The sequence below is a fragment of the Arthrobacter humicola genome, assembly GCF_039531445.1.
Taxonomy (GTDB): Bacteria; Actinomycetota; Actinomycetes; order Actinomycetales; family Micrococcaceae; genus Arthrobacter; species Arthrobacter humicola.
Map to the genome: position 1 here is coordinate 26,436 of NZ_BAAAQB010000019.1, position 24,452 is coordinate 50,887.

At 67.5% G+C, this 24,452-nt stretch carries 23 protein-coding genes and 1 riboswitch; of the genes, 13 read left to right on the forward strand and 10 right to left on the reverse strand.

The window, feature by feature from the left end; translation table 11 throughout:
* Window positions 1-5 precede the first annotated feature (5 nt).
* Entirely contained in the window at window positions 6-560 is a 555-nt protein-coding gene (locus ABD243_RS06580; protein WP_344363479.1) for a TspO/MBR family protein, read from the reverse strand.
* 114 nt (window positions 561-674) lie between these two features.
* Here ABD243_RS06580 and ABD243_RS06585 point away from each other — a divergent pair, with 114 nt between their 5' ends.
* Both ABD243_RS06585 and ABD243_RS06590 read left to right on the forward strand, forming a co-directional pair.
* Entirely contained in the window at window positions 675-1,748 is a 1,074-nt protein-coding gene (locus ABD243_RS06585; RefSeq protein ID WP_344363481.1) for a lipid II:glycine glycyltransferase FemX, read from the forward strand.
* 40 nt (window positions 1,749-1,788) lie between these two features.
* The gene (locus tag ABD243_RS06590; protein ID WP_116766975.1) at window positions 1,789-3,285 is read left to right on the forward strand and encodes a threonine/serine exporter family protein; all 1,497 of its coding nucleotides are present in this window, start codon (window positions 1,789-1,791) and stop codon (window positions 3,283-3,285) included.
* A gap of 64 nt (window positions 3,286-3,349) precedes the next feature.
* On the opposite strand, the gene ABD243_RS06595 is transcribed toward ABD243_RS06590, so the two are convergent.
* Together ABD243_RS06595 and ABD243_RS06600 are read right to left on the reverse strand one after the other, a co-directional pair.
* Entirely contained in the window at window positions 3,350-4,189 is an 840-nt protein-coding gene (locus ABD243_RS06595) for a siderophore-interacting protein (protein ID WP_344363485.1), read from the reverse strand.
* A 52-nt stretch (window positions 4,190-4,241) separates the two neighbouring features.
* Complete coding sequence (locus ABD243_RS06600) at window positions 4,242-5,024, reverse strand: uracil-DNA glycosylase (protein ID WP_344363488.1); 783 nt, start codon at window positions 5,022-5,024, stop codon at window positions 4,242-4,244.
* 115 nt (window positions 5,025-5,139) lie between these two features.
* Between ABD243_RS06600 and ABD243_RS06605 the strand changes: the two genes are divergently transcribed.
* From ABD243_RS06605 to ABD243_RS06630, 6 genes are all read left to right on the forward strand, one after another.
* A complete protein-coding gene (locus ABD243_RS06605) occupies window positions 5,140-5,481 on the forward strand; it encodes a DUF3263 domain-containing protein (protein ID WP_344363491.1) in 342 nt (113 codons plus the stop codon).
* 94 nt (window positions 5,482-5,575) lie between these two features.
* Complete coding sequence (locus ABD243_RS06610) at window positions 5,576-6,211, forward strand: LytR C-terminal domain-containing protein (protein WP_344363493.1); 636 nt, start codon at window positions 5,576-5,578, stop codon at window positions 6,209-6,211.
* A gap of 159 nt (window positions 6,212-6,370) precedes the next feature.
* A complete protein-coding gene (locus ABD243_RS06615; protein WP_139184482.1) occupies window positions 6,371-6,574 on the forward strand; it encodes a cold-shock protein in 204 nt (67 codons plus the stop codon).
* Window positions 6,574-7,896 (forward strand): ABC transporter substrate-binding protein, encoded by a 1,323-nt coding sequence (locus ABD243_RS06620; protein ID WP_425547141.1) that lies wholly within the window; start codon window positions 6,574-6,576, stop codon window positions 7,894-7,896. Before ABD243_RS06615 ends, ABD243_RS06620 begins: the two co-directional genes overlap by 1 nt.
* A gap of 295 nt (window positions 7,897-8,191) precedes the next feature.
* Window positions 8,192-9,829 carry a chaperonin GroEL gene (gene groL / locus ABD243_RS06625; protein WP_091251391.1) on the forward strand — a complete coding sequence of 546 codons (1,638 nt, stop codon included), beginning with the start codon at window positions 8,192-8,194 and terminating at the stop codon, window positions 9,827-9,829.
* A gap of 292 nt (window positions 9,830-10,121) precedes the next feature.
* The gene (locus tag ABD243_RS06630) at window positions 10,122-11,168 is read left to right on the forward strand and encodes an RNase H family protein (RefSeq protein ID WP_344363539.1); all 1,047 of its coding nucleotides are present in this window, start codon (window positions 10,122-10,124) and stop codon (window positions 11,166-11,168) included.
* A gap of 36 nt (window positions 11,169-11,204) precedes the next feature.
* Here ABD243_RS06630 and ABD243_RS06635 read toward each other — a convergent pair whose 3' ends face one another.
* The 6 genes from ABD243_RS06635 to ABD243_RS06660 all read right to left on the reverse strand — a co-directional run bounded on the left by ABD243_RS06635 (window position 11,205) and on the right by ABD243_RS06660 (window position 18,383).
* Window positions 11,205-11,492: a WXG100 family type VII secretion target gene (locus tag ABD243_RS06635; RefSeq protein ID WP_091251583.1), complete on the reverse strand. Its 288-nt coding sequence runs from the start codon at window positions 11,490-11,492 to the stop codon at window positions 11,205-11,207.
* Between the two features lie 209 nt (window positions 11,493-11,701).
* Window positions 11,702-13,168, reverse strand: a complete 1,467-nt coding sequence (locus ABD243_RS06640; protein WP_116766970.1) for a sensor histidine kinase — start codon at window positions 13,166-13,168, stop codon at window positions 11,702-11,704.
* Window positions 13,169-13,170: 2 nt separating this feature from the next.
* Window positions 13,171-13,881, reverse strand: a complete 711-nt coding sequence (locus ABD243_RS06645) for a response regulator transcription factor (protein ID WP_091251396.1) — start codon at window positions 13,879-13,881, stop codon at window positions 13,171-13,173.
* A gap of 116 nt (window positions 13,882-13,997) precedes the next feature.
* Window positions 13,998-15,644 carry a DNA repair helicase XPB gene (locus ABD243_RS06650; RefSeq protein WP_344363543.1) on the reverse strand — a complete coding sequence of 549 codons (1,647 nt, stop codon included), beginning with the start codon at window positions 15,642-15,644 and terminating at the stop codon, window positions 13,998-14,000.
* Window positions 15,641-18,139, reverse strand: coding sequence for a helicase-associated domain-containing protein (locus ABD243_RS06655; RefSeq protein WP_344363545.1), 2,499 nt, complete (start codon window positions 18,137-18,139; stop codon window positions 15,641-15,643). Before ABD243_RS06655 ends, ABD243_RS06650 begins: the two co-directional genes overlap by 4 nt.
* Before the next feature lie 10 nt (window positions 18,140-18,149).
* Window positions 18,150-18,383: a hypothetical protein gene (locus ABD243_RS06660; protein WP_344363548.1), complete on the reverse strand. Its 234-nt coding sequence runs from the start codon at window positions 18,381-18,383 to the stop codon at window positions 18,150-18,152.
* 177 nt (window positions 18,384-18,560) lie between these two features.
* On the opposite strand from ABD243_RS06660, the gene ABD243_RS06665 reads away from it, so the two are divergent.
* From ABD243_RS06665 to ABD243_RS06675, 3 genes are read left to right on the forward strand one after another with little or no spacing between them, the layout of a single operon-like run.
* A complete protein-coding gene (locus tag ABD243_RS06665; RefSeq protein ID WP_091251405.1) occupies window positions 18,561-18,944 on the forward strand; it encodes a cold-shock protein in 384 nt (127 codons plus the stop codon).
* 8 nt (window positions 18,945-18,952) lie between these two features.
* Window positions 18,953-19,591: a DUF3027 domain-containing protein gene (locus ABD243_RS06670; protein ID WP_344363551.1), complete on the forward strand. Its 639-nt coding sequence runs from the start codon at window positions 18,953-18,955 to the stop codon at window positions 19,589-19,591.
* 44 nt (window positions 19,592-19,635) lie between these two features.
* Window positions 19,636-21,027, forward strand: coding sequence for an MFS transporter (locus ABD243_RS06675; protein ID WP_344363552.1), 1,392 nt, complete (start codon window positions 19,636-19,638; stop codon window positions 21,025-21,027).
* A 2-nt stretch (window positions 21,028-21,029) separates the two neighbouring features.
* On the opposite strand, the gene serC is transcribed toward ABD243_RS06675, so the two are convergent.
* Entirely contained in the window at window positions 21,030-22,160 is a 1,131-nt protein-coding gene (gene serC / locus ABD243_RS06680) for a phosphoserine transaminase (RefSeq protein ID WP_344363554.1), read from the reverse strand.
* A gap of 346 nt (window positions 22,161-22,506) precedes the next feature.
* Here serC and ABD243_RS06685 point away from each other — a divergent pair, with 346 nt between their 5' ends.
* Both ABD243_RS06685 and ABD243_RS06690 read left to right on the forward strand, forming a co-directional pair.
* Complete coding sequence (locus ABD243_RS06685) at window positions 22,507-23,202, forward strand: iron-dependent transcriptional repressor DtxR (protein ID WP_116766963.1); 696 nt, start codon at window positions 22,507-22,509, stop codon at window positions 23,200-23,202.
* A 150-nt stretch (window positions 23,203-23,352) separates the two neighbouring features.
* Window positions 23,353-23,566: riboswitch (cyclic di-AMP (ydaO/yuaA leader) on the forward strand.
* Window positions 23,567-23,570: 4 nt separating this feature from the next.
* Entirely contained in the window at window positions 23,571-24,389 is an 819-nt protein-coding gene (locus ABD243_RS06690; protein WP_344363557.1) for a M23 family metallopeptidase, read from the forward strand.
* Window positions 24,390-24,452 lie beyond the last annotated feature (63 nt).

A 24,452-nucleotide genomic window follows, 5' to 3' on the forward strand; every position in this document is an offset into this window, starting at 1 on the left:
GGGCGCTAGTTGTGCAGGGCCGCCCACAGATTCAGCGAGGACGCGAACACGATCCAGGACAGGTAGGGCAGCATCAGCAGCCCTGCCGTCCGGCTGATGGGCCCGAAGAGCACCACGGTCACGGCCACCGCGACGGCGAGTGCCACGATGATCCCGAACGCGATCCACAGCGCCGGCGTCCCGAGCACCGGGTACAGGGCAAAGAAGGCCGGGGTCCACAACAAGTTCAGTACCAGTTGGAGCCCGTAGGCGGTGAGCGCCGTCCTGGACCCTTCGGCGTGTTTGCGCCAGACCAGCCACGCCGCGACGGCCATGGCGGTGTACAGGAGCGTCCAGACCGGGCCGAAGACCCAGTTGGGCGGGGACCATGGCGCCTTGTCCGCCGTGGCGTACCAGCCGTTGACGTGGTTGGCCGTGGCCAGGCCGCCCAGGGCCGCAACGAGCGCCGACGCGCCGAGGAACACGAACAGTGCGATCACCTGGGAGCCGCTTCCGGCGCCTCGTGAGCGTCCGCCGGGCGCCCCGGGACGGCCTTCCAGCGGTTGTTGCTGAGCCTGCATGAGACCAGCGTAACCGTCTTGTCCGGACCGGCGGCAGGGTGCGGACCGATAGACTTGGGGCTGCATGTCCGCATGCCGCCGACGCTCGTACCGCAATGATTGGATGCCGCACCCTTGCGTGAATTCACTGCCCGCTTTGCCTCCGCCGAAGAGATTGCCAACTGGGATGCCCACGTCACCGCGAACCCCAACGGCGGCAATCTCCTGCAATCCGAAGCCTTCGCCGAGGTTAAGCAGCACTTTGGCTGGAAACCCCTGCACCTGGTCTACGAGACGGCGGACTACACGAGCTACAACCTGGTCCTGGAGAAGTCCTTCCCGCTGCTCGGAAAGCTGTGGTATCTGATCAAGGGCCCCGACGTGGCGTCTGTCGACGACATCCCCGGGATCACCGCCGCGAACGCGGACTTCGTGAAGCGGGCCAGGCTGGGCGTCTTCGCAATCAAAATCGAGCCGGACATCATCCTCTCCGACGACGCCGCCCGGGTCCTTGAAGGCGCCGGACTCGTCAAGACCCACAACCTGCAGCCGAACGACTCCACGGCGCTTCTTGACATTGCGCCGGAGGAAAACCAGCTGCTGCGCAACCTGCACTCCCGCGGCCGCAATGCCGTGCGCCGGGCCATCCGCGAGGGCGTGGAGGTCCACAACGTCGAACCCACGGATGAGAATTTCCGGGCCATGTATGCCCTGATGACCACCACGGTGGAGGCCAAATCCCAGGTCCGGGTCCGCGAGTATGAGTACTACCGCCAGTTCTGGACCAACTTTCTGAAGCGGGACCAGGGCAGGCTGCTCTTCGTGTACGAGAACGGCGTGCCTTCGGTGGGCGCGTTCGTGATCAACTACGGCCGCAAGGGCACGTACAAGGACGGCGGGTCGCTGCAGAAGCGGGGTCAGTACGGCGACTCGCACCTTGTGCAGTGGACGGCCATCAACCAGCTCAAGGACCTTGGCTGCACCGAGTACGACTTCTGCGGCACCCCGCCGAGCGACAAGCTCAAGGACACGTCGAACCCGTTCCACGGGCTGGGCCTCTTCAAGACGAGCTTCAGCAAGACCGTGACCGACTTCGTCGGCTGCTACGACCAGGTGCTGAGCCCCTTGAAGTACAAGGCCTGGATGACGGCGGGGGAGCGCGTGGCACGCCAGCTCTACACCCGGCGCACGGGCCAGCAGTTCTACTAGGCCATCGGCAAAAACCGTCAAGGACAGTGAGGAGGCCGGAATGAACAAAGAACCCGACGGCCGCCGCAGGCCGCCCACGGACGGCCTGCCCCGGACCGAACCGATGTCGCCCATGCAGGTGCGCCAGAACGTCGCCGCCAAGCGGATGCTGCGCCGGCTGGTCCAAGGTGAAAACCCGCCGACGGCGCCGCTGAGCATCGTGGACCGGCTCGCCGGCAGCCCCTATGCCAACCCCATGATCCAGGTCGGCGGGGTGGACGCCTCGGCCCGCAAGACCATCGACTTCGCCCTCAAACTGGCGGAATCCATGTTCCGGTACGGGGCCGGCGCCCTCGAGGTCGAGACCAGCATCATTGCCATCACCGCCGCGCTCGGGTTGAAGAACATCGAGGTGGACATCACCAACCAGTCGGTGGCCATCAACTATGCCCCGAAGGACCAGACCCCCATCTCCTTGCTGCGCGTCGTGCGGTCCTGGACCAACAACTACGCGGGCCTCTCGCAGGTGCACCAGCTGGTGACGGACATCGTGGCCGGCGGCGTCGGCCGCGAGGAAGCCGTGCGCCGGCTCGAGGACATCACCCGCAGCGCCAAGCCGTTCCCGCGGTGGATGGTCACGGTGGCTTTCGGCGTGTTCTCCGCCGTCTTCGTCGGCGTCCTGGGCGGAGGGCTGGGCGCGTCCATGGTCGCGTTCATCTCCAATATGTTCGTGAGCCTACTGGCCCGCCAGCTGGGCCGCTGGCGTACTCCGGACTTCTTCATCACGGCCTCGTGTTCGTTTCTGGTGACCATCATTGCCCTGCTGTTGTGGCGTTTCGGCAGCCCGGTGGGGATACAGATTGCCCCGGCGATCGTGGTGGTCGGCGGCATCCTGCTGCTCCTGCCCACGGGACGGCTCGTATCCTCGGTGCAGGATGCGATCAACGGCTTCCCCGTCACGGCGGCGGGCCGGTTCCTGTCCACGATGCTGACCTTCGGGGCGCTGGTCGCCGGCATCGCCGTCGGCTTCGTCGTGGGCGACATGACCGGCATGGAACCGATCGACGTCACGGAAACATTCCCGCCCAGGTATGACTTGTGGGTCATCGTGGTCCTGATCGCCATTGCGGTGCTGATGATCGGCATTACGGAACAGACCAGCGTGAAGCTGCTGCTGCCGACGGCGGCCGTGGGGGTGGTGGGCTATCTGGTCCTGATCGGGGGCGACGCCGTGGGCATCGGGTCCCGGTTCGCGCCGGCCCTCGCGGCCGTGGCGATCGGCTTGCTGGCCCGGGTGGTGGCCCTCCGGATGGGTGCTCCCCAGCTGGTCGTGGCCGTCCCCGCGGCCCTGATCCTGCTTCCCGGCCTCACCATATTCCGCTCCATGTATGTATTGACCATCGAGGAATCCGAGATTCTCATTGGCGCCGGGGGGATGCTGAACGCCGGGGCGATCGTGCTCGGCGTCGCTGCGGGGATTGTGCTCGGTGACACCCTGGCACGGCCCCTGACGCGAAGCCTCGCCAGCAACGAGCGGCGCCGGGCCCGCCGCCGCTAGGCGGTCCGGCCAGCGGTGCCTTTGGATCTGGCGCCGTTAGATCCTGTGGCGTCAGATATTCGGCTCAGATCTTGCCTATCGGCAGCTTCTTCTCCGCCTGGAAGTCGTCCTCCACGCGGCCCTTGGCCCAGTAGCCGGAGAGGGAAACCTGGGTCCGCTCCAGCCCGCGCTGCACGTAGAAAACGTTGCGCAGACCCTTCATGTAACCCCGCTCGCCGTGGGCAAAGACCTGGACGCGGCCCTCGGGCCACTCGGCCTCGCGCACGGCCGTGACCAGCAGTTCGCTCTCGCCGGCGGGGACGCCGCTGCGCAGCAGCCAGCGCAGTTCGACGCCGGCAGGCGCCGCGATCGCCTGGATGTCGGCGTCGCTGTCCACCTCGAGGAAGGCGAGGCCGCGGGCGTCCTGGGGCAGCGACTCGATGGCGGCGCCGATGGCCGGGAGCGCCGATTCATCGCCGGCAAAGAGGTGCCACTCCGCCGTCGGGTCCGGGTTGTAGCCGCCGCCTTGGCCCGTGAAAGTGAGGCGGTCACCGGGCTTGGCCGCTGCTGCCCAGGGGCCCGCGAGGCCCTCGTCGCCGTGGATGACAAAGTCGATGGCGAGTTCCTGGGCCGCCGCGTCCACCCAACGGACCGTGTAGGTCCGGGTGAACGGCCACTGGCTGCGCGGCATGGATTCCCGGATGGCCCACAAGTCCAGGGGGTCCGGGTAGTCGATGCCCGGCTGCGGAAACACGATCTTGACGTACCGGTCCACATAGTCGTTGTTGACATACCCGGCGAAGCCCGGGCCGCCGGCGATGATCCGGACCATGTGCGGGGAGAGCTGTTCCCGGCGCAGGACTGTCAGGTCAGTCTGGGGGCGCGAGTTCTTGTTGGCTGTGGTGGCGGCGGGGACGGAGGTCATGCAGCTAAGCCTAACCAAGAACCCCGGCCGGGAACCCCGGCGGGGAGGCCTGTTACGGCAGCGGCGGCAGTTCCCAGTCGACGGTCCCGTTGCCCTGTTCCTGCAGCAGCGTGTTGGTCCGGCTGAACGGCCTGGAACCGAAGAAGCCCCGGGATGCCGAGAGCGGGCTGGGGTGGGCGCTGGCGATCACGGCGGCGGACCCCAGCAGTGGTCTGACGGACTCGGCATCCTTTCCCCACAGGATCACGACGAGGGGAGCCGTGCCCGCGCCGTCCGCGGACACTCGATGCGCGACAGCCCGGATGGCCGCCGCCGTGACGGCTTCCCAGCCCTTGCTCCGGTGGGAACCGGCCGCGCCGGCGCGGACGCTGAGGACCCGGTTGAGGAGCAGCACGCCCTGCTCCGCCCAGCGGCTAAGGTCCCCGTGGACGCGGGGCGGGAAGCCGAGATCGGCCTCAAGTTCCTTGTAGATGTTCGCGAGGCTGCGGGGGATCGGCCGGGTGCCACCCTCGACGGCGAAGGACAGCCCGACGGCGTGCCCCGGCGTCGGATACGGGTCCTGTCCCACGATCAGGACCCGCACGCCGGACAGCGGCTGCCGGAAAGCGCGCAGGAGGTTGGACGGCGACGGGAGGACCTCATGCCCCGCGGCCGCGTCGCTGGCGAGGTAGTGCAGGACGTCCCGCAGCTGTGGCTCCACCGGCGCCAGCGCCTCGGCCCAGTCCTGGGCAACCAGCTCGCTCAGCGGCTGGCGTGCCAGCTCCGCGAAGCTGAGGTTGTCGGCGGCTGCGGGCTCCAGCTCGAACAGGGCATCGGAATCAAACACAGGTCCCATTCTCCCGCACGTCCGCGCGCGCCGCCCGTTCCTGGACCGCGCCCAAATGACAACCCTGTCGTTCGGCCGTAGCATGGGACTGACTTTTTACCGGATCCAGCCAAGGGAGTGTGTCGTGGCCGAAACAGCGCAAGAGCACGTGCTCGCGGGGGATTTTGACGGAATTTCCGAGTCGGGGGACAGCCTGGGGGCGGTGGCGGACGAATCGCCGCTGAGTGCCCGTGACCAGCAGATGCTTGCTTTGGAGCGGCAGTGGTGGAAGTACGCCGGGGCCAAGGAACAGGCCATCCGCGAGCTCTTCGACCTTTCCGCCACGCACTACTACCAGATCCTCAACGCCCTCATCGATACCGAGGAGGCGCTGGCCCACGATCCCATGCTGGTCAAGAGATTGCGTAGACTACGTACATCACGCCAACGTGCCCGCACTGCCCGTCGTCTGGGAACAGATTCGTAAAGTAGCGCCACGCGCAGCCGGATTCGCAGGTCCTGTTGCGCCCGCTTCCGGCCTCGGGCACCCCGTATGAAATCAGCAAGGACGTCGTTTAACCATGACCAAATACGCTCGGGATGAATTTGATCGGGTCCCCGAGACCTCCACCCGGCAGGGTGTCCACCGGACCGTCGCCGAATCGCGCCGCCGGAGCCTGGTTCCCATCCTGGCGGCGGGCTGCATAGCGCTGGCCATCGGCCTGGTGGCCTTCCTGATCCTCCCCAAGCTCGGCTTTTCTGCGGGCCAGGCATCGGCCGTCTCCGCCGGCAGCAGCGCGTCCGCCAGCAGCAGCCCGTCTGCTACGAGCCCGGCGAGCCCCAGTCCCGAGGCGACCAGCACGGCCCCGGCCAGCCCCGAAGCTGCCACGACGGCGCCGGAAGCCTCGCCCTCTGCAACACCGGGGGACACTGCCGCCGGCGTGGACAAGACGCAGCCGGTGACGATCTATAACGGGACCACCACCGCCGGCCTCGCCAGCAGGGTCGGCGGCACCGTCAGTTCCGCCGGCTGGGTCCTGGGCCAGACGGGCAACTGGCCCGGCGTTCCCCAGCAGACGTCGGTGATTTTCTACAGCAGCGTGGACCAGAAGGGCAACGCCGAGGCTCTGGGAACGCTCCTGGGCATCGACACCCTGGTGGAGTCCGCCGAGTTCAACATGCCTCTCGTCGTGGTGATCGGCCCCGGCTTCCAGTAACCCTTTCCGGTTACGCCTCAATAACTATTCACCGGCGGGTCTGCCCGTCACCGGCATTACTGCGGGACGCTGTGGATACAGTGGCTGCGGATTTCTCTTCGCAGTCCGCGGCGCACATCGACGTGGGCCGCACGCAAGCTAGTTGAAAGTGTGGACACCATGGCACTGGGAACCGTCAAATGGTTCAACGCCGAAAAGGGCTACGGCTTTATCACTGTCGACGGGTCCGAGAACGACGTCTTCGTGCACTGGTCCGCGATCATCGGGGAAGGCTACCGCGCCCTGGATGAGGGCCAGCGGGTGGAGCTGGAAATCGGCGAGGGCGAAAAGGGCCCGCAGGCTGAAAGCGTTCGGCCCGCCTAGTGGCACTTCCCGCCCTCACGGACACCCCGCGGGACACCGCCCGGCGTCGCACAGGAGCTTTCCCGTTGGGCCGCGCCCTGGCAGCGGGAACGGTAACGGCCCTGGCACTGTCAGGCTGCCTGGGGCCGGCGGGCAGCGCCCGCGTGGCCAGCGCCGACGCCAGTGGCGACGGTACCCTGCGCATCGGCCTGATCCTGGACAACACCGGGCGGCAGAACTTCCTCAACGCCCCCCAGCTCGCGGCCGCACAGCTTGCCGTCAAGGACATCAACGCCGCCGGCGGCCACAAAGGCAAACCCGTGGAGCTGCTGCCGGAAACCATCAGCACGGACACCGCCGCCCAGGCCAAAGCGCTCGTGGCCGCCAAGGCCGACGTCGTGATCGGTCCCACTGATTCCAGCCGTGCCCCGGCCGCCATCGACGTGCTGTCCAACGCCAAGGTAGCGCTCATTTCGCCGGCCAACTCTGCCAGCGGGCTCAGCAACTACAAGAGCGGCGGCTACTACTTCCGCACCGCGGCGGCCGACGTCGCCCAGGCCTCCGTCCTGGCCAAGCTGGCCAAAGACGGCGGCGCGAAGACCCTGGCCGTCCTGCACGAGGAAGGTGACTACGGCAAGGATGTCGCCGCCGCCGTCGGCAGTGCGGCCAAGCAGTCCGGCATGGACACCGTGGCGGACGCGGAGTTCAAACCGGGCCAGGCGCAACAAGCTGTTGCCGCCGCGAAAGCCGCGAATCCCGACGCCGTGGTCCTGGTCGCGCGCGATGGCGCCCAGGGCGCCATCGCCGAACTGAACAACGCCGGCCTTGCCGGGAAGAAACTCGTCCTCAGCGACGGAGCAGTCAACCAGTACGGCTCCGGGCTGGGCGCACGCGCTCTCGACGGCGCACGCGGGATCCTGCCCGGTGTGTTCCCCTCCGCCGCATTCCAGGCGGACCTCGTGGCGGTAGATCCCGGGCTGAAGGACATGACGTTCGCCGCCGAGACGTACGACGCCGTCATCCTGGCCGCCGTCGCTGCCGCCGCGGCAGAGGACGACGCCGGAACCTCAATCGCGGCGTCCCTCGTCCCCATCTCCGGCGGCGCCGCGGCAGCAGACGGCCAGACCGCCAGCCCGGCCGCTAGCAAGGTGTGCACGAACTACAAGGACTGTGAAGACGCGCTGCGTGCAGGCCAGCGTCCGGACTACGACGGCCAGTCCGGACGGATCAGCTTCGATTCCCACGGGGACATCACTCAGGCGAACTACGTGGTCTACACCTACGGCGAGGACAACATGGCCAAGATGAGCGGCACGGAGACCGCCAGCAGCAACGGCGGCTGATCGCTCATAGCGTATTGGGCCCGCGTGGCGGGCGGTTCGGGCCGGCCACTGCTTGCACTCTCCCCGGGGGAGTGCTAATTATTGAGTTAGCACTCCAGCGCACTGACTGCTAACACGACGCCCGGTCCGCCCGGCTGCGAAGTGAGGCGGCCGGTCCAGGAGCTAAAGAAACACCTTGCTGGGGTGAGATCCCGGACCCAGCGGCATACAGAGGCCGCCGGGTTGGGATCGTCCGTCGCGGGCACCGCAGCGAAGGTTCATTCTTAACGACTGTCCCGAAAGGACTACTGCCGTTATGGCCAAGATCATTGCATTTGATGAAGAGGCACGCCGCGGTCTTGAGCGGGGCCTGAACATCCTCGCCGACGCCGTCAAGGTCACCCTCGGCCCGCGGGGACGCAACGTCGTCCTCGAAAAGAAGTGGGGCGCCCCCACGATCACCAACGATGGTGTTTCCATCGCCAAGGAGATCGAGCTGGACGATCCTTACGAGAAGATCGGCGCCGAGCTGGTCAAGGAAGTTGCCAAGAAGACGGATGACGTCGCTGGCGACGGCACCACCACGGCCACCGTGCTGGCCCAGGCCCTGGTCAAGGAAGGCCTGCGCAACGTCGCGGCCGGCGCTGACCCGCTGTCCCTCAAGCGCGGCATCGAGAAGGCTGTCGAAGCCGTCACCCGCGAGCTCCTGGCCTCCGCCAAGGAAATCGAGACCAAGGAAGAGATCGCCGCCACCGCATCCATCTCTGCTGGCGACAACGAGATCGGCGCCCTGATCGCCGAAGCCCTCGACAAGGTCGGCAAGGAAGGCGTCATCACGGTCGAGGAGTCGAACACGTTCGGCCTCGAGCTGGAGCTCACCGAAGGCATGCGCTTCGACAAGGGCTACATCTCCGCTTACTTCGTCACCGACGCCGAGCGCCAGGAAACGGTCCTTGAGGATCCCTACATCCTGATCGTCAACTCCAAGATCTCCAACGTCAAGGAACTGGTTGCTGTCCTCGAAAAGGTCATGCAGTCCAACAAGCCGCTGCTGATCATTGCCGAAGACATCGAGGGCGAGGCCCTGGCCACCCTGATCGTCAACAAGATCCGCGGCACCTTCAAGTCCGTTGCCGTCAAGGCTCCGGGCTTCGGCGACCGCCGCAAGGCGCAGCTGGCCGACATCGCCATCCTCACCGGTGGCCAGGTCATCTCCGAGGAAGTCGGCCTCAAGCTTGAGACCGCCGGACTCGAACTCCTCGGCAAGGCCCGCAAGGTTGTTGTCACCAAGGACGAGACCACCATCGTTGAGGGTGCAGGCGACGCCGACCAGATCGCCGGCCGCGTGTCCCAGATCCGCGCCGAGATCGAGAACTCGGATTCCGACTACGACCGCGAGAAGCTGCAGGAGCGCCTGGCCAAGCTGGCCGGCGGCGTTGCAGTCATCAAGGCCGGTGCCGCAACCGAGGTCGAGCTCAAGGAACGCAAGCACCGCATTGAGGACGCTGTCCGCAACGCCAAGGCTGCTGTTGAAGAGGGCATCGTCGCCGGCGGTGGCGTTGCCCTGATCCAGGCCGGTGCCAAGGCATTCGCGAACCTGCAGCTCTCCGGTGACGAAGCAACCGGTGCGAACATCGTCCGCGTTGCCATCGACGCCCCGCTGAAGCAGATCGCGTTCAACGCCGGCCTCGAGCCCGGCGTCGTGGTGGACAAGGTCCGCGGCCTGCCCGCAGGCCACGGCCTCAACGCAGCCACTGGCGAGTACGTCGACCTGCTGGCCGCCGGCATCAACGACCCGGTCAAGGTAACCCGCTCTGCCCTGCAGAACGCGGCTTCCATCGCCGGTCTGTTCCTCACCACCGAGGCCGTTGTGGCCGACAAGCCGGAGAAGAACTCCCCGGCTATGGGCGGCGGCGACGACATGGGCGGCATGGGCGGCATGGGCGGTTTCTAACCACCCGGCTTCCAGCCACCTGAACTAATCGTTCAACGACGGCGGTCCCACCTTCGGGTGGGGCCGCCGTCGTCGGTTAAGCACATCCCCGCCCGGACACCCTCCCTCACTTAACGCACTGATCCAGCCGACGCTGCCTCAGGTATCACGGCGATCACGCGACTGCTCTGCCGAGAACGGCCGGTGAGGGAGCGTTGCGTGGTGGGGGAAGGATGTGAGGGGGCGCCGGGTGGTTTGTTGCCGACGTGAGGGGGCGTCGGTGGACGTCGGCGGGGTCTGGCAGGATAGATCAGTGACGATTACAGCAGCGGCCGACGGTTCGGCCTTAGGAAATCCCGGCCCGGCCGGCTGGGCCTGGTACGTGAATGACGACTGCTGGCGCGCCGGCGGATGGCCCCACGGCACCAACAACCAGGGCGAGTTGATGGCGGTGCTGGACCTGTTCCGGGCCACGGCTCACGTGCCCGGCGAAGACCTGCTCATCCTCTGCGACAGCCAGTACGTCATCAACGCCGTGACCAAGTGGATGCCCGGCTGGAAACGCAAGGGCTGGCGCAAGGCGGACGGCAAGCCGGTGCTGAACGTCGACCTCCTCAAGGACATCGACCAGGCCCTCGTCGGCCGCAAGTACACCTTCGAATGGGTGCGGGGCCACGCAGGTCACGAGCTCAACGAAGCGGCAGACGACCGCGCCCGGGCAGCTGCCACGGCGTACCAGCAAGGCGTGGCCGTCCGGCAGGGTCCCGGATTCGGGACAGCGGCAGTCGGGACGCCACCAGCAGCCCACGCGGTCTCCACGACGCCGCAGGCGGCCCCTCAGGCAGCGCAGGCAACGGCGGCCCCGGCGTCCAGGGCGGCGGCCCCGCAGCAGGCCATGCGACCGACCCAGTCCGCGGCTCCCTCCGGCCAACAGCAACTCTTCGGCCCACCAGGCGCCTTCGACGAGCCGGACCTCTTCAGCGAACTCGAAGAAGAACCGGCCGCAGCCTTGGCGGAGACCAGCCCCGAAGCAGTGGTCGAGTCGCTCGAGCGGGAACTGCTCCAACCGGAAACCCGGGCGGACATGGGCCGCACAGCAGTCCTGCTCCACCCCGACTTCACCGAAATCGGCAGCTCCGGACGCATCTGGACCCGCGACGCCATGATGATGGCCCTGGAGGACAACCCGGGCGGACCCGCCGAACTGGAACTGCTGGGCGCGGACCGGCTGGGAGAGAAGACCGTGCTCCTGACGTACCGCAGCCACACGCGCGAGGGATCAGCCCTGCGCAGCTCCCTGTGGGTCCTTGAGGGCGCACAGTGGCGGCTGCGCTTCCACCAGGGCACGCCCGAGGCCTGACCCGCCCCGGGGCGGCCTGACCCGGACCCGGGAGGCTCAGGTGAAGCGCTGCACGTTCCCCAGCTCTGCCTGGTCATAGGTGGCGGCCGCCGAATTCAGTGCCAGGTTGATGGACGCCAGGGATGCTTCGACCCTGCCTTGGGTCAGCGCCCACTCGGCGACCAGGTTCTGGAAGTTTGTCGCCGCGGAGCCGCGCCAGCTGCCCTGAAGTTCGTCCAGCCCGTGTTTCATGGCGTGGACGTCCGCGCTGATCCGCTCCACCGTGGCCTTCACGTTGGCGGATTTCAGCTGGAGGAGTTCCGTATCGACGGAGATGATGCTCATGGCCGTGCCCTCTCAAATGTTCGAAGGAGGCAGCAGGGACCCGGCAACGTGACAGTCAGCGCTTGGAGTCAGTCGAAAAATCTACTGTGGTCTCTTCTCACAACACAGTTTTGCTGGACAAGCTTGCGGGGAGTGTCTGCCTCATCCGGATCTTCCGGACACCTCGAGCGTAGGCAGGCAGCGCACCGGGCGGACACCGCCGTCGGCTCCTATGTGGACAACTCCGGCGCGGACAATGCCGTGGCGTCTTCGTCCAGGAACGGGATGCTGACCACCAGCGTGGCGCCGCCGCCGTCGGTCTTTTCGACCCGCACGGACCCGGAATGCGCGCCGATGATGGCAGCCACGATGGCCAGGCCAAGTCCGCTGCCGCCGGTTTCCCGGGTCCGCGAAGTATCGGCCCGGTAGAAGCGCTCGAAGATCCGGGCCGCCTCCTCATCCGGGACGCCCGGTCCGTGGTCTCGGACCTCGATTACGGAGTGCCGTGCGCCGTCCGGCGCGGTCCGGACCCCGACGCCAATCTCGATCGGGCTGCCCTCCGGCGTATACCGCAGGGCATTGCCGACCAGGTTGCTCACCACCTGGCGCAGCTTGGCTTCATCGCCCAGGACCGGGGCAGCAGCCGGGGCAGCTCCGTCGAGTCCGGTGAGGGTGATGGTGCGGCTGCGGTCGCTGGCCTGGGTGTCCACCACGGCATCGTTGGCCAGGAGCAGCAGATCCGCCGGTTTCTGCTGCAGCGGGCGCTGTTCGTCGATTCTCGCGAGCAGCAGAAGGTCCTCGACCATGGCCCCCATGCGCTTGGCTTCGCTCTCGATCCGTCCCATCGCGGTGGCCACGTCTTCAGGCGTGGACAGCGCGCCGTGCCGGTAGAGCTCGGAGAATCCCCGGATGGTCACCAGCGGGGTGCGCAGTTCGTGTGAGGCGTCGGCCGCAAAGCGCCGCATCTTGGCCTCGGATGCCATCCGGGCGGCGAATGCTGTTTCGATGTGCGCGAGCATGGCATTGAGCGAACTCCCGAGCCGGCCCACCTCAGTGCCCGGGTTTTCAACCTCCACGCGCCGGGACAAGTCTCCGGCGGCGATGGCGGCGGCCGTCTTCTCCACGCGAGCCAGCGGCCGGAACGACCGCGATACGGTCCACGTGGCGATGAAGAATGCCAGGACCAGCGTCAGCAGGCCCACCCCCACGACCACCAAGGCGGCGTGTTCCATCACGGAATCGACGGGGTCCAGGGGCAGGCCGATCACGACGACGGCGCTGCGCTGGTTGTTGTCCACCACGTTGACCGCCACGACCCGCCAGTTGCCGCCGTCGGTGCCGCGCACCTGGAAGGGCGCCTGCTGGCGTTCCCGGGCTTCGACCGTGGAGAAAGTCTTGATGGCGGGGTGGGAGTCCTTGTCGCCGCCAAACGTGTAAGGGGGCGCGCCCGGGCTGAAGAGCATCAGCGAATAGTCGGTGGGAACGGTGGAGGTCGTTTCCTGCAACTGGCTGAAGGACTGCTGCTGGCGCGCGGAATCGACGGCGGCCCGGAGCTTGTCATCCACCTGGCCCTGCAGGAAGCTGTGCAGCAGGGTCAGCGTGCCCGCACCCGTGGCCGTAAGGGCCACGAGCATGAGCGCCATCATGATGGCCACGAGCTGCGACCGCAGCGACGCCGACTTCCAGCGGTACAGCAAGGTCAGCGCTTCTCCGCTGTCCGCAGGACGTAGCCGACGCCGCGCTTGGTCTGGATCAGTGCCGGGGCATCGGGATCGATGTCCACTTTGCGGCGCAGGTAGGAGATGTAGGACTCCACGATGGAGGCATCGCCGTTGAAGTCGTACTCCCAGACGTGGTCCAGGATCTGGGCCTTGGACAGGACCCGGTTCGGGTTGAGCATGAGGTAGCGCAGGAGTTTGAATTCGGTGGGGGACAGCTCAATCACGGTCCCGCCGCGGCGGACCTCGTGGGCGTCGTCGTCGAGCTGGAGGTCATCGACCCGGATCACGGCGTCGTCGTCGACCTGGGGCTGCGTGCGCCGGAGAACGGCGCGGATGCGGGCCACCACCTCGTCGAGGCTGAACGGCTTGGTGACGTAGTCGTCCCCGCCCACGGTCAGGCCGGTGACTTTGTCTTCGGTGTCGTCCTTGGCCGTGAGGAACAGGACGGGGAAGTGCTTGCCGGCGGCACGCAGGCGCCGGGTGACGGTGAAGCCGTCCATGTCCGGCAGCATGACGTCCAGGACTGCCAGATCGGGGGCGTGCTCCTCCGCGGCGGCCAGTGCCTCGCGCCCGCTGCCGGCGGAGACAACTTCAAAACCTGCAAAACGCAGGGACGTTGACAGCAGCTCGCGGATGTTGGGTTCATCATCGACGACGAGCAGCTTGGCTTCGGGACCGTTCTTCTTCATGCTCCCATGATGCTCCCAGACTCTGGGAGTTTTCTGAATGAAAGATGGGTGTTGCATGGGCTGTTCCCGCCCTCGGGGAACTGCCGGGGCCGCACCAAGCGCGGCGCCGCCCCGGCTCAACCGGCGGTACCGACGTCGTTGGCGTCCATGATCCGGTAGGCGTAACCCTGTTCGGCCAGGAAGCGCTGACGTTTCGCGGCGAAGTCCTGATCCAGGGTGTCCCGGGCCACGAGCGAGTAGAACCGGGCGGCGCGGCCATCCTTTTTGGGCCGCAGCAGCCGGCCCAGGCGCTGGGCCTCTTCCTGGCGGGAGCCGAAGGAGCCCGAGACCTGGATCGCCACCGAGGCCTCGGGCAGGTCGATGGAAAAGTTGGCCACCTTGGACACCACCAGGGTCTGCACCTCACCGGCACGGAACGCATCAAAGAGGCGCTGGCGTTCCTTGACCGTGGTGTCGCCCTTGATCACGGGCGCGTTGAGGCGCTCGCCGATCTCGTCGAGCTGGTCGATGTACTGCCCGATCACCAGCAGCTGTTCGCCGGCGTGTTCGGCGACGAGTTCTTCCACCACGCGGGTCTTCGTCTCCGAGGTGGCGCACAGGCGGTACTTGTCTGCGTCCTCGGCCATGGCGTAGGCCACGCGTTCGTCGCGGGGCAGGTCGATCCGGACTTCGACGCAGTCCGCGGGCGCGATGTAGCCCTGTGCCTCGATGTCCTTCCACGGCGCGTCGTAGCGTTTCGGGCCGATGAGGCTGAAGACCTCGCCCTCCCGGCCGTCCTCCCGCACCAAGGTGGCGGTGAGTCCCAGCCGGCGCCGGGCCTGCAGGTCCGCCGTCATGCGGAAGATGGGCGCGGGCAGCAGGTGGACCTCGTCGTAGATGATCAGGCCCCAGTCGTTGCCGTCCACGAGCTCCAGATGCGGGTACAGCCCGCCGCGCTTCGTGGTCAGGACCTGGTAGGTGGCGATCGTGACCGGCCGGACTTCCTTGACGGAGCCGGAGTACTCGCCGATCTCCTCCTCGGTCAGGGATGTGCGCTTGAGGAGCTCGTCCTTCCACTGCCGGGCCGAGACGGTGTTGGTCACCAGGATCAGGGTGGTGGTGGAGCTGGTGGCCATGGCGGCGGCGCCCACCAGCGTTTTGCCGGCGCCGCAGGGGAGCACGACGACGCCGCTGCCGCCGGCCCAGAAGTTCTCCGTTGCCAGCCTCTGGTAGGGGCGGAGCTTCCAGCCGGATTCGTTGAGCATGATCGGGTGCGGCGTGCCGTCGACGTAGCCGGCCAGGTCCTCGGCCGGCCAGCCGATCTTGAGCAGCAGTTGCTTGAGCTGCCCGCGCTGGGAGGAATGCACCACCACCGTCTCGCCGTCGATCCGCGGCCCGAGCAGCGGGGCGATCTTCTTCGCCCGGCTGACCTCTTCGAGCACCGGATAGTCGGACGTACGCATGACCAGGCCGTGCTGCGGGTCCTTTTCCAGCCGGAGCCGGCCGTACCGGGACATGGTCTCTTCGACGTCGATCAGCAGGGAGTGCGGCACCGGGAACCGGGAGTACTTGAGCAGGGTGTCCAGCACCTTTTCGGCGTCGAGCCCTGCAGCCCGGGCATTCCACAGCCCCAGCGGCGTCAACCGGTAGCTGTGCACATGCTCCGGGGCCCGTTCCAGCTCGGCGAACGCCGCGATGGCGTGCCGGGCCTCTGTTGCGAGTTCGTGATCGACCTCCAGCAGGATGGTCTTGTCACTCTGGACGATCAGGGGCCCGTCATTCACTGGAGCAATTCCTCTGTGGCTTCTACGTCGATAATCCGGTGGATGGACAGGACCCGCTCGGTCTCCTTGTCAGGATCGAACACCCGGACACGCCCGCCATTCACTGCTACCGGAACAACGTTCTCGCGGCTGGCATTCCCCATGCCGTCCACAACGTTCATGACCACCCGCTGCTTGAGGCGGATCGCCTTCAGCAGGGTTTCCAGCCCCAGCTGGGTGGCCTCCTCGCTGCCTGGGGCAGCCGCCGGAGGATGAGCACCGGCAGCGCCCGGGGCGCGGGTCCCGTCGCTGCGCAGCACGGCCAGTTGGGCGTCGATGTCCGCCTCCGGCGGGGCCGTGCGCGGGGCCGTGTAGACCGGCCTGCCGCCGCCGGAAACCGGGGTGCTGCGGCGCAGCCGGACGACGGCGGACGAGGCGTCCTCCAGCACGGGGGCCAGGCCCAGGCCTTTGAGCACCTGGGCGGTATCCCGCGGTGCGGCGTGCGAGATGACCACGGTGGGCGCGATCCGCACGAGCCCGAGGCCGGAGGCGGCCGGGGCGTTGAGCAGATCCAGCAAGGCCGTCTCGTCCTCGCTCTGGATAAAGCTCGCCGCAGCCCCGACGCGCAGCCGGGAGTGGCGGGCGGCGGTGTCCTCGATGAGGTACTGCAGGGGCTGGGGGATGGCCGTGGCTGAATGCCGCCGCAGGAACTCCAGGATCGCCGCGGCGTCCTGGCCGGCGTCGAGGGCCCGGCGGACCGAACCAACGGAGAACCGGTAGATGGTTGCCGGTCCCTGCCCCTCGGCCGCTGCCATGGTGAGGAGCCGGTCGCTCAGTTCGGGATCGAGATAGCCGGGGGCCACCGCGGTCAGGTCCGCCTGCAGCAGTATGTGCTGCAGGGCTGCCGGCAGGTGTTCGCCCAGGATTCCGAGGGCATCATCCGGCTGCTCGGCGGCGATGGCGGCCCCAAGCTGGCTGAGCGCGCCGGAACCGATAAGGCCCAGCATCTCTGCCTCCATGAGGATGCCGCGGATCAGCGAGCTGAACCGGCGAGCCATGCGGGGCTGGGTCCACTCGGCCCGCTCCAGCACGGCACCGGCATCGAGGACGGGCGCCTGCCCGTCGGGGGCCGCGGCCTCCAGTGTGAGTTCGTTCAGGATTTCCAGGACCCGTTTGCGGACCACCGGGGCGTCGGGCCTCTGTGCCTCGGCCGAGAGCGCGTTGATGGTGGTCCCGGCCATGCCCCGGTGGCCCGCCGGCCCCGGGGCAGCAGCATTCACGGGCTGGCCCACGAGCGAGGGGGCGCGCTCGCTCGCCAGCCAGGCGTTGACCAGCCACAGCCATTGTTCCTGCCGGGGAAGGGCCAGCCACTCCAGCTGCGGCGGCTGCACCCACGCGGAGCTGTCGACATCCAGCCGGAGCAGGCCTGCCATGCCGCAGAGCTCCGCGAGCACCCCGGCCTCCTGCACGCCGATCCGCAGCGAATCCGCCAGCCGCTTCATCTCCCGTACCCCGACGCCCCCGCTGCGCAGCGTCGCCAGGGGCTGCTCACGCACGGTGTACAGCACTTCGCCCACGAGCCGCAGCGTCTCGGCGATGGCGCCCAGGGCGGCGTTGCGGCGCAGCCCGGCGCTCGTGAGGCCCAGCCGGGGTACGGGCGGCACGAGGGAGAAGTCCTCAATGACATACCCGCCACGCAGCGACACGCCGACGCTGTGCGGCAGTTCGACGTGCGCGGCGTCCAGCGGCACCAGCAGTCCCCGCGCCAGCAGCCAGTCCACCGGGCCGACGTCGGAACTTTCGTGGAGCACTGTGGCACGGCGTTGCGCCTGCGGAACGGCGCCCATGGCCCAGTTGCCGAACCGGGCCAGCAGCGCGGACGTGCGTTCCGGCGCGCTGGCCAGGATGCCCTGGACAGACTCCGGTGTTGCCGTCCAGTGCTGCAGCGCCAGGGCCGCTTCCATCGGCGTCGTGGCGGGGGAGATGGATGCCCCGCTACGGTGCAGTTCCCCCACCAGCTGCACCACGCGCTGCGCAAAAGCCGGCTGGAGCCGCACGAGCTCGGTGTAGCTGCGTCCCAGCCCGGCAGGGTAGATGCCGATCACATCCTTGAGGCTGCCGACAGGGAGGTAGTGCCGCGCCTTGGCGGCGGCGGGAGTCGCGCCGTGCGGTGGATCGGTGCGGTGGACGAGGGCCAGTTCCTGCAGGGAATGGAGCAGGCGGTCGATCGCGGCAACCGAGGAGCCATTGATCAGTTTCTTCAGCGTTGCCGCGGATGCGCTGTGTCCGGTGTCGGCGTTGGTGCACAGGTGCAAGGTTTCCAGCACCTGCATCTGCGGACGGTTGAGCCGCTCGAGTGCCCGTTGCACGCTGACTCGTCCGCTGGCGCGGGCGGCCAGGGCGGCGAAGTCCGGGACGCCGGGAGAGATCAGGTCCGGCCGCGCGGAGAACAGGGCCCGCAACGAGTCGTCGCTTCGTGCCTGAAGTTCCTTGCTGAGCGCGCGGATGAGGGACATCGATCCAACGTTACCTTTCGCCGGGCCCGCGCGGGCGGCGCCGGGCGACCGCCGCGTCGACAACAAGGGCGAGCATGAGCATAAATGCCACCGGGAGCCCGTAGAGGGCCACCGAGGTAATCCAGACGGGCGCCACGACATGGCTGAACGCCAGGGCCATGACAGCGCCGACGGCGACGAGGGACAGCACGGCAATGGCGGCCGCAAGGATCATGAAGGGCCGCCGGTAACGCGTCAGTGTCATGAGGGCAACGCTAACAGTCCGGCCTCGCCCGCGCCTCACGCCGCTAAAGTGAACAAGGCAGGATAACCTTGGAGATACAGACCAACACGGTCCGGGCAGTCATACCCTGAACCCGCGTATCCATGCGGATGCGGTGACCGCCGGCCGTGTCCCCGCAGAACGAAGAAGGTTGATTACGTGCCTACCGGCAAGGTCAAGTGGTATGACAAGGAAAAAGGCTTCGGATTCCTCGCTGGCGAGGACGGCCAGGAAGTCTTCCTGCCCAAGTCCGCGCTGCCCGAGGGCGTCACGGACCTCAAGGCCGGAACGCGCGTTGAATTTGGGGTAGCCGACGGCCGCAAGGGGGCCCAGGCCCTCGGCCTGCGGGTGCTGGACAAGACACCGTCCATCGCCAAAGCAAAGCGGCCCAGCGCCAAGGACCTTGCCCCGCTGGTCCAGGACCTCGTCAGCGTGCTGGACAACCTGTCCGGAACCCTGTCCGCGGGCAAGTACCCGGAAGGCAACAAGGGCAAGGCGATTGCAGCCGCCCTGCGTAAGGTTGCCGACGAGCTGGACGTATAAGGCTCTTGATGACTCAGGAACCTGATCAGTTGCCGGCGCCGGATGCCGGATCCAAAGTGCCGGCCGGATCCAAGGGAACCGGCCCGAAGCAGGGGCCCCGCCCTCGCGCCGGCGTGCCCGTCTGGCGCACCGGCAAGCCTGACGCCTTCCTGGCCGCCGCCGTCGATGTCGCCCGCGCCGCCGTGGAAAGCATCGCCCCCGCCGAGCAGATCGGCGAGCACCTCGGTGCCCGCAGCGAAGGCGACCGCCTGGTGACCCATCTGTTCGAATCCAGGCTGCCCGGATACCTGGGCTGGCAGTGGTACGCCGTGCTGACCCGCAACTCGCGGTCCAAAGTGGTGACGGTCGACGAGCTCGGCCTGCTGCCCTCGGAAGACTCCATCCTGGCGCCGGCCTGGGTCCCGTGGGCTGAACGGGTCCGCCCCGAAGACGCGCAGACGGACGAGACCGAGGAAGCGGCCGGCGCCCAGGCGCCGTCGCAGGGGCCCGACGCCGAGGACGACGTCCAGCACGACGGCGACCAGCACGACGGCGATGCCCGGGCCGCCAGCGAGCAGGACGACGACGAGCAGGACGCCACCGAAGACGACGCCGCCGAGTACGACGCCGAGGATGCTCGGGAACGCTCCGCCGACGAGGCCGACTAGCGGTTGGAAGCGTCCGGGAGAGTGCATAGCGAGGGCTGGGCCTGATGTCCACGTTCAAATCCCTGCACATCCTGAACTACCGGATCTGGTTCGTCGGCGCCCTCATCTCCAACATCGGTACCTGGATGCAGCGCACCGCCCAGGACTGGCTGGTGTTCGCGCACCTGACGGCGCACGACGCCGGCGCGGTGGGCATTACGATGGCCCTGCAACTGGGCCCGCAGCTTTTCCTGGCCCCTGTGGCCGGACTGGTCGCGGACCGCTTCAACCGTAAACGGCTCCTGGTCCTGACCCAGTCCGCGATGGCGCTGCTGAGCGCCGGGCTGGGCATCCTCGTGATAACGGGCGCGGCGCAGCTCTGGCAGGTCTACGCCTTCGCCCTGCTGCTCGGCGTGGTCTCCGCGCTGGATGCCCCCGTCCGCCAGACCTTCGTCTCGGAACTGGTCCAGGACGACTACCTTCCCAACGCCGTGGCCCTCAACAGTGCCTCCTTCAACGTGGCCCGGATGATCGGCCCCGCCGTGGCCGGCGTGCTCACGGCCGTCGTCGGGCCAGGCTGGGTCTTCCTCATCAACACCCTCACGTTCGCCGCCCTGCTGCTGAGCCTGGCGAAAATCCCGGCGGCGTCGCTGCGCCGGCTGCCGCGGGCAGCGGCCGGCAAGGGCAGGATCCGCGAGGGGTTGCACTATGTGAGATACCGTCCGGACCTCGTCGTGGTGCTCGTGGCCATCTTCATCGTGGGAACGCTGGGGCTGAATTTCGCCCTGTTCATCGCGGCCATGGTGGGCACCGAATTCGGCCTCGACGCGGGGGCCTTCGGCCTCATGAATTCGATCATGGCGATCGGCTCCGTCGCCGGGGCCCTGTTATCCGCCGGCCGGGGCACACCGCGCCTGCGGGTGATCTTCGCGGCGGCCGGGGCGTTTGGCGTGACCTCCGGCGTAGCAGCCCTGGCTCCCAACTACTTCTGGTACGGCGTCGCGCTGGTGCCGGTGGGGCTGTTCGCGATCACCATGATGACGAGCGCCAACGGGTACGTCCAGACCACCACGGACCCTGTGATGCGGGGCCGGGTGATGGCCCTGTACATGGCGATCTTCATGGGCGGAACGCCCATCGGGGCGCCGTTCGTCGGCTGGGCGGCAAACATCGCCGGCCCCCGCTGGTCCATGGGTGTCGCGGCCGTTGCCGGCCTGCTCGCGGCCCTGATCGGGCTGCTGTGGATCATCCGGGCGAAGCAGCTGCGGCTCCACTTCAACCGCCGGGCCCGCGGGCTGCGGTACTTCCGCGTGGCAAGCCGCGCCGGCGCAATTGGAGCCGGCGGATCCGGGGCCGATGCAGCCGGCGCGGGCCCGGCCGCCCAGCCGGAGAGCATGCCGGGAAACGACGACGGCGCCGCACCGGCACGTGGCCGGGACGACGCCGTCGGACGCTGAGGCTACTTCTTGAGTTCTGCCACGACGAAGTCGATGCACTCAAGCAGCGCCGAGACGTCGTCCGGTTCGATCGCCACGAACGTGGCGATGCGCAGCTGGTTGCGGCCCAGCTTGCGGTACGGCTCGGTGTCGACGACGCCGTTGGCGCGGAGCACCTTGGCGATGGCCGCGGCGTCGATCGACTCGTCGAAGTCGATCGTGGCGATCACGTTGGAGCGGTCCTCCGCCTTGGCCACGAACGGCGTGGCGTAGCCGGACGCCTCGGCCCAGCGGTAGATCCGGCCGGCGGAATCCGCGGTCCGGGCGGAGGCGAAGTCCAAGCCACCGTTGGCGTTGAGCCACTGCACCTGCGCATCCAGGGTCACCAGGGTGGCCAGCGCGGGGGTGTTGTAGGTCTGGTTCAGCCGGGAGTTGTCGATTGCGGTCTGGAGGTCCAGGAAGTCGGGGATCCAGCGGTTGCTGGCCTTGATCCGGGCCGCCCGCTCCAGCGCCGCCGGGGAGAACAGGCCAAGCCACAGACCGCCGTCGGACGCGAAGTTCTTCTGCGGCGCAAAGTAGTAGACGTCGGACTCCGCCACGTCCACATCCAGTCCGCCTGCGGCCGACGTCGCGTCCACCAGCACGAGCGACCCTTCGTCGGCGCCGGCCACGCGCCGGACGGGGGCGGCCACGCCGGTGGACGTCTCGTTCTGCGGCCACGCGTATACGTCCACGCCGGCCTCTGCCTGGGCGGTGGGGCGGGTGCCGGGCTCGGCCTTGATGATGGAGGATTCGGCGAGGAACGGCGCCTTGTTGGTAGCCGAAGCAAACTTCGAGCCGAATTCACCGAAGGACAGGTGCTGCGCCTTGGTCTCGACGAGTCCGAAGCTGGCAATGTCCCAGAATGCGGTGGAGCCGCCGACGCCGAGAATCACTTCGTAGCCCTCGGGGGCGCGGAAGAACTCGCTGAGGCCATTGCGGACCGAACCGACGAGGTTCTTCACTGGTGCCTGGCGGTGTGAGGTCCCCAGCAGCTTTGTCGACGCCGCGGCGAGGGCCTCCATCTGTTCCGGTCGGACCTTGGACGGGCCGGCGCCGAACCGTCCGTCCTTGGGCAGGAGGTTGGCGGGGATCGTGATGCTGGTGTCGCTCACAGTGGCTCCAATTTTCGGCTGGTTCGTAGCGTGGCTGGGAGGTGGCCTGGCCGGATGGCTACAACGGACACCCCTTGTCATTCTGCCTGTTTTATTCTGCCTGACAGCCGCCGGCGATACGGAAAAGCCTCTGTCATAGTCCGGTCATTGAGACGGCCCGAGGGGCCGGCCGGCCGGCGCCGGGGGACCGTCCGCAGTCCGGATCAAAAATTATCCGGAGTAATTCAAAATAGGCTAGGCTGTTCTGCGAACGTACGGCGGATCTCGCCAGGGCGCATCCTTACACGCAGCCCGCACGCGGTACGGTGGGAATGACGCAAGGACTGCGTTCGAGGAGCTGAGCTGAATGACGGATCTGATTGATACCACGGAGATGTATCTCCGGACCATTCTGGAACTTGAAGAAGAAAACATCGTCGCCCTCCGCGCCCGCATCGCCGAACGACTCCGCCACTCCGGCCCCACTGTTTCCCAGACCATCGGCCGCATGGAGCGCGACGGCCTGGTGATTGTTTCCGGCGACCGGCACCTTGAACTGACCGAAACCGGACGGAAACGCGCCGTCGGCGTTATGCGCAAGCACCGCCTCGCGGAACGCCTGCTCGCCGACGTGATCGGGCTCGACTGGGCCTACGTTCACGAGGAAGCGTGCCGCTGGGAGCACGTCATGAGTGAGCGCGTCGAGCGCAGGATCTTCGAGATGCTCGACCACCCGACCGTTTCGCCCTACGGGAACCCGATTCCGGGGCTCGCGGAACTTGGCGGCGCACCCTCGGGGGCCCACGCGGACGGGGTCGTGAACCTGCTGGAGGCCATGGCCGGCTACGGTGCGGATTCGCGGATCACGGTCAACCGGCTCGCGGAGCCCATCCAGGTGGAACCGGAGCTTCTGGCCCAGCTCGATGAGGGCGGAATCCGCCCCGGTGCGCTCGTCTCGCTGGAGCGGGTGGGGGAGTACATCTCGGTCCGGGTCCCGGATATCGAGGGCGCCTTGGAGCTGCCGCCAGAGGTTGCCGCGCATGTCTTTGTAACAGTCGCCTGACCAGCCAAAACGTCACCGTCATGGGACGACCCATGAGTTCTGCACAAACGCGATCACGGATTTATCACCGAGCGGCTTAATCACCTATAGTTAGTGCCCTGTACCGATACCAAAGCGTTACCTGATCCGAAGCCGAGCCCTGCCAGCGGATCAGTCGCAGAACCACCTCCTGGCAGGGGCGGGGGAACCACTATCGGCTGCTTCTTCGTCAGCCTTGGGGTGAAGTCCGTCAGCGGCAAGCAGCTTTCATCGAACGATCCCCTAAGGACGCCTCGGTGACCGGGTGCTTGCAACGGCGGACCGGGTCTTTGATCTCTCTGACCCGAATCCGACAGCTAACTTCGCAGGCTCTCAGAGAGGAACCGTTCTTGACCACCCAGACCGCCAGGGGCCGTCGCCGCGCGACCGGTCCCGCTCCGGAGCCGCGCCCCGTCGTCGCGCATACGGCCGAACGCCCGCGTGACGCACACCGCGACGAGCGCCGCAGCCGCCGCAGCCCGTTCCGTCAGGTAACGGACTTTGCCGCCGCCAGCGGCGTGGGGCAGAAGGCCGGAATCGCGCTGGCCGCCACCGGTCTGGTCCTCACGGTGACGGTCCCCGTCACGAGTCCCGTCATGGCCTCGAACACCGACGGATCCGCAGTCTCGGCCGCAGTACAGCCGGACGTCACGGCTGCCGCCGCCGCAAAGCTCGATTTCAGCCGGACGGCCATCGCCACCAAAGGCGACCCGGACGGGAAGCTCAAGCAACTGCTGAGCGCCCAGTCCGTCGGCAGCATTACCCGGGCGGCTTCAGCCGGCACGCTGGGTCCGCCGCTGGACCAGCTGATCACCGCATCGCCCTTCGGCTACCGTGTCAGCCCCATCACGGGCGGCCCGGGGGAGTTTCACCGCGGCCAGGATTTCGCCGCCCAGTGCGGCACGCCGGTCCACGCCGCCGCCAGCGGCACCGTGACCTTCAACGGATGGCACCCCTACGGCGGCGGCAACCGTGTGGTCATTGACCACGGCAACGGTCTGGAGACCACGTACAACCACCTGTCCTCGTCTTCGGTGAAGGTCGGCCAGAAGGTCTCCCGCGGCGATGTCGTCGCGCTGAGCGGGACCACCGGCGCCTCCACGGGCTGCCACCTCCACTTTGAAGTGATGGTCAACGGCGACGTTGTTGACCCCCTCGGCTGGCTCTAATAAAGACGATGGAGAACTCTCAAATTCCCGTGACACGCCGTGATCTGAATGTGACATTGAGTC